Source organism: Candidatus Bipolaricaulota bacterium (assembly GCA_021159055.1).
Taxonomy (GTDB): Bacteria; Bipolaricaulota; Bipolaricaulia; order UBA7950; family UBA9294; genus S016-54.
This window is the reverse complement of record JAGGSO010000037.1, coordinates 1-4,561: the sequence shown is the minus strand read 5'-3', so window position 1 is coordinate 4,561 and position 4,561 is coordinate 1. Positions and strand designations below refer to the sequence as shown.

Sequence of the window (4,561 nt, the reverse complement as noted above, 5' to 3'; positions counted from 1 at the left end):
CGCCTGGGATACCGGCGAGACCGACCCCAACCAGTACGACACCGACGGCGACGCCGAGGGGGACGGGATCGAGAAACTGGGGTTCTCCACCTCCCGCCAGGATATGATTCCAGCCACAGACCTGTTCGGCCGGCCGATCAAGGTGGTCTACCCATCGGTCGGATGCATGGACCCGCTCAACCCGGACACCGACGGCGACGGCCTCTCCGATGGCTATGAGGACCGCAACCACGACGGGAACTTCGACTTCCTCCCGAGCGAGTTCGATCATGCCGATCCGCTCCCCGGCCCGCCGATCCCGTATCCGACCGAGACCAATCCCTGCGATCCAGATACCGACCACGACGGGCTCTCCGACTACGCGGAGCGCTACCAGCCGAACCCCAATTCGGCCTATCCGTTCAACCCGACCAACCCGCTCGACCACGACACCGATAACGACTACATCCTCGACGGGCCGGAGGTGAACTATCAGTGTACCGAGATCACCTACGCGGAGCTGGACAACGACGGCGACGCGCTGATCGATGAGGATCCGCCGGATGGGCTGGATAACGATGGCGACGGCCTGATCGACGAGGACGGGCCGGACTTCACCGTCCGCCACGTTGATGTGCTTGATCCGACGAACCGCGACTCCGATTCCGATGGGTTCATCGACGGGCTCGACCCCGACCCGTGCAATTCTGAGCTGATCCCGATCTTACAGCCGGTGAAGGGCGCTCCGGTCGACTCCGATGGCGATGGCTTCTCAGACGATGATGAGAGGATCGCGGGAACCCATCCCAACGATCCGAACGACCATCCCACCCCGTACTGCCAGATCGACCTCGACTTCGATCAGCAGATCGACGACCGGTTGTGGCTCGAGCCGGCATCCTGCTGCAAGCCGGCCAACTCGGTGGCGATCGATATCAACTCCGATGTGCTGGTCGATGCCCGCGTGCAGATCGTCGCCCCACGCGACGTGGAGAAGGGCGACTTCGACGGCGACGGAGAAGAGGACGACTACCGCTACGTGGTCGAATATTCGCTCTCCAATTATCGCGTCGTCCAGCCGCACGTGGTGCTGACGATCGACGACTATAACGGCGATCTTGTCATCGATCACGCCGAGGTGACCCGCAGGTAGCAAATGAGTTGGCGATCGCCCCCGGCAATGTTGCCGGGGGCGCTTTTTCACTGGGAAGCCGCCCGCTTTAGCACCAGCTCGGAGTCGATCATCCGGGAAAAGACCTCGTACGGGGCCGCACCGAACACCTCCAGCCCGTCGATGAAGAAGCTTGGAGTCCCCTCCACCCCGAGCTTGTGGGCGATGGAGATCGCTCCCTGGACCGCCGGGGCGTAGGTTCCGGCGTTGAGGCAGCTCAAGAGCAGATCAGGATCACACCCCGCGGCAATTGCCACCGACCGCACCCGCTCGGGGTCGAACTTGCTCGGGAAGCCGTGGACGAAGAGATCGGCGAACATCCGGTCGTGGAACTCCCAGAACTTCCCCTGCGCCTGCGCGCAGAACCCCGCCTCCGCCTCCTTGCTCGCGGTCTTTCCGTGCACCGGGAACGGGAGGAAGAAGAGCCGCGCCTTCCCGGTTTCGATGTAATCGGCGCGCAATTTGGGGAGGATATCCCGCGCGAACCGGGCGCAGTAGGGGCAGGTGAAGTCGGAGAACTCGATGATCGTCACCGGCGCGTCGGGCGATCCCTCCATCGGTGGGGCCACCGGCAGAGTCGCGAACAGGGATTGCGGGTCCGGCGCCGGGTAGACCCCACCCGAGTCGGAGAACAGGAACCGGAGTGTGGCCGGGCATATCGCCGCCTTCTTGTTTCCGTCCTTGTCCCGCGGGGTGGGGATGCTGTTCCGCTCGCCGCTGATTCGCCCGGTAAACGTGCGCTTTGTGTGATAGCACGGCCACTCGTCCACGCACACCCCGGCGCGGCCGTTGCCCGTGATTCGATTGCTGGATAAGGAGATTTCGGTCGCGTCGGCCACGAGCACCCCGTCCGCCCCGTTGGCGGCGATCGTGCATCCGATCACCCGTGCGGACGACCTCTCCGCGAGCACGAGGCCGAACTTGTTGTTCGTGATCGCGGCGTTGTCGATCCGCGCGCTGGCGGATCCCGATAGCCAGATTCCGGAATAGTTGCCCGAAAAAGTCGTCTCTTCGATCGTCAGGTTCGCAGTTCCGTTCGCGTACAGCCCGTGGAGCGCATTGCGGTTTACGGTGCAGTTGGAGAGCTCGAGCCTGATTTTCCCCTGAACGAGGATCCCGTCGGCGCACACCTTGTACTCCTTCTCCGCACAGCTATCGCCGTGCGCTCCGGAGATGGTGATCCCGGAGATGGAGACGGAGCCGGTCTGCGGACTGTAGATCCAGACCACCGGATATCCTGATGCCCGGGCCGTTATCTCCGTCTTGTTCGCCCCTGCTCCCGTGATCGCGATCGGCCGCGTGATCCGCAGGTTCTCTTGCCAGATTCCGGGGCCGAGCTCGATCACCGCTCCCGGAGCGGCGCGGTCGATCGCCGCCTGGATCGACGAGCCGGTCTGGACGTGCACCACCGTCTCGCCCAGCAGGCCGACGGCCACGAGGAGGAGACAACCGATAAAAGCGAGGAACGCTCTCATGATTCGATTCTCCCCAATTTTCCGTTCAGAGTGAAGCCCGTTCCTCCGATTCGGTGAGGGACGCCCAGCGGGCCATCCGCTCCTCGATCTCCTGGGAGAGGCGACGGTGCTCGAGCCCGAGCTCGGCCACCCTCTTCCCGTCCCCGGCGAGACCCGCCTCTTCTATCTCCCGCTCCAGCTCCTCCAACTGTGTCTCCAGCTCCTCGATCTCCGCTTCCAGGGCGGCGAGCTGCTCCGCCCGCCTCCTCGCGGCGTAGCGGTCCTGCCGCTTCCGGGAGGGACGGGACGGGGATGGTGCGGCGGGAGAGGAGGCCGCCTCCTTTTGCCGGGATTGTTTTCTCCGCCAATACTCGGAAAACGGGACCGGGTGGACCCGCAGCTCTTTCCCCTCGATCTCCCAGATCTTCGTGGTCACCGCTTCGAGCAGGGCGCGGTCGTGGGAGACGAGGAGGATCGTCCCGCGGTAGTCGATGAGTGCCTGTTGCAGGATCTCCTGGCTCCGCAGGTCGAGGTGGTTCGTCGGCTCGTCCATCAGGAGGAGATTCCCCTCGGTGAGGGAGAGGATCGCGAGCGCGAGGCGGCTGCGCTCCCCGCCGGATAGGGCGGAGAGCCGTTTCTTCACGTCGTCTCCGACGAACCTGAACTGCCCGAGGATCCCGCGCGCCTCGCCGATCGTGAGGTCGAACCGGGACAGCAGCGCGTCGAGGACCGTCCTATCCCCGTACAGCCCCTCCTGCGTCTGGGAGAAGTAGGCGATCCGCACCCCATGGCCCAAGGTGATCGTCCCCGCAAGTGGGGGATGGGCACCGATGATCGTGCGGAGCAGGGTCGTCTTCCCGCAGCCGTTCTCTCCGATGATCCCCACCCGCTCGCCCCGGTAGACCGTCTCCTCCGCGACGGAGAGGAGCGGGCGATCGTAGCCGACCGCGAGGTCTTTGATCCGCAGCACCATCTTGCCGCTCGGCGTCCCGAGCGGGATGCGGAGCTTGATCCCCTTCGCCGCCTGCGGGCGTTCGACCAACTCCTTTTTCAGGTGTTCCAGCTTCTTCTCCCGATCCTTCGCCTGGCGGTGTTTCTGCCCGGCGTGGTGGCGGGCGATGAAGTCCTTGTAGCGGGCGATCGTCTCCTGCTGACGGATGTACAGCTCGAGCTGCTTCTCCTCCGCCGCGGCGCGCAGGGGGCGGGACCGGGTGTAGCCGACGCGGTACGTGGTTATCCGACCGTTCGCGATCTCCCAGGTGCGATTCGTGGTACGGTCGAGGAGGTGGCGGTCATGGGAGACGAGGATCACCGCCCCGGGGAAGTTCAACAGGCGTTCCTCGAGCCAGGCAAGGGCGGCGAAGTCGAGGTGGTTGGTCGGCTCGTCGAGGAGGAGCAGGTCCGGATCCTCGACGAGGACGCGGGCGAGGGCGGCACGTGCCTCCTCCCCGCCGGAGAGCTCCGCCACCGGACGCGCGAACTCCTCTTCGGTGAATCCGACCCCGGCGAGGACGGCGCGGATCCGGGCGTCGATCTCATAGCCGCCGCGGCGGGTGAACTCCTCGTGCAGGGCATCGTAGCGGTGGAGGATTTCCGGATCGTCGCTTTCCGCCATGCGGATCTCGAGGGCCCGCATCTCCTGTTCCATCGCAAGAAGGTCGGAAAACGGCCGCTTCATCGCATCGTACAGGGTCTCGTCCCCGGCGAGGCGGGCGACCTGGGGGAGGTATCCGATCCGGGCCCCGCGGGCAAGGTGGACCTTACCCGCGCTCGGGGACTCCCTCCCGGCGATGATCGACAGCAGGGTCGATTTCCCGACCCCGTTGTCCCCGACCAGGGCGATCCGCTCCTCTGGGTTCACCTCGGCGGTGAACTCGGAGAACAGCTCATCCCCGCCGAACGACTTTCCCAATCTTTCTATCTGTACAAGCGCCATGGCTAAAGATGGTACGGAAAC

The 4,561-nt window shown here is 64.9% G+C and carries 3 protein-coding genes; 1 reads left to right on the top strand and 2 read right to left on the bottom strand.

Annotated elements, in window-relative coordinates; genetic code table 11:
- Nucleotides 1-1,132, top strand: a 1,132-nt coding sequence (locus tag J7J55_02155; protein MCD6141508.1) for a hypothetical protein, incomplete at its 5' end; no start/stop codon positions are given.
- Between the two features lie 47 nt (nt 1,133-1,179).
- On the opposite strand, the gene J7J55_02150 is transcribed toward J7J55_02155, so the two are convergent.
- Entirely contained in the window at nt 1,180-2,625 is a 1,446-nt protein-coding gene (locus tag J7J55_02150) for a thioredoxin domain-containing protein (protein ID MCD6141507.1), read from the bottom strand.
- Nucleotides 2,626-2,650: 25 nt separating this feature from the next.
- On the bottom strand, nt 2,651-4,561 hold a 1,911-nt coding region (locus tag J7J55_02145; GenBank protein MCD6141506.1), incomplete at its 5' end, for an ABC-F family ATP-binding cassette domain-containing protein.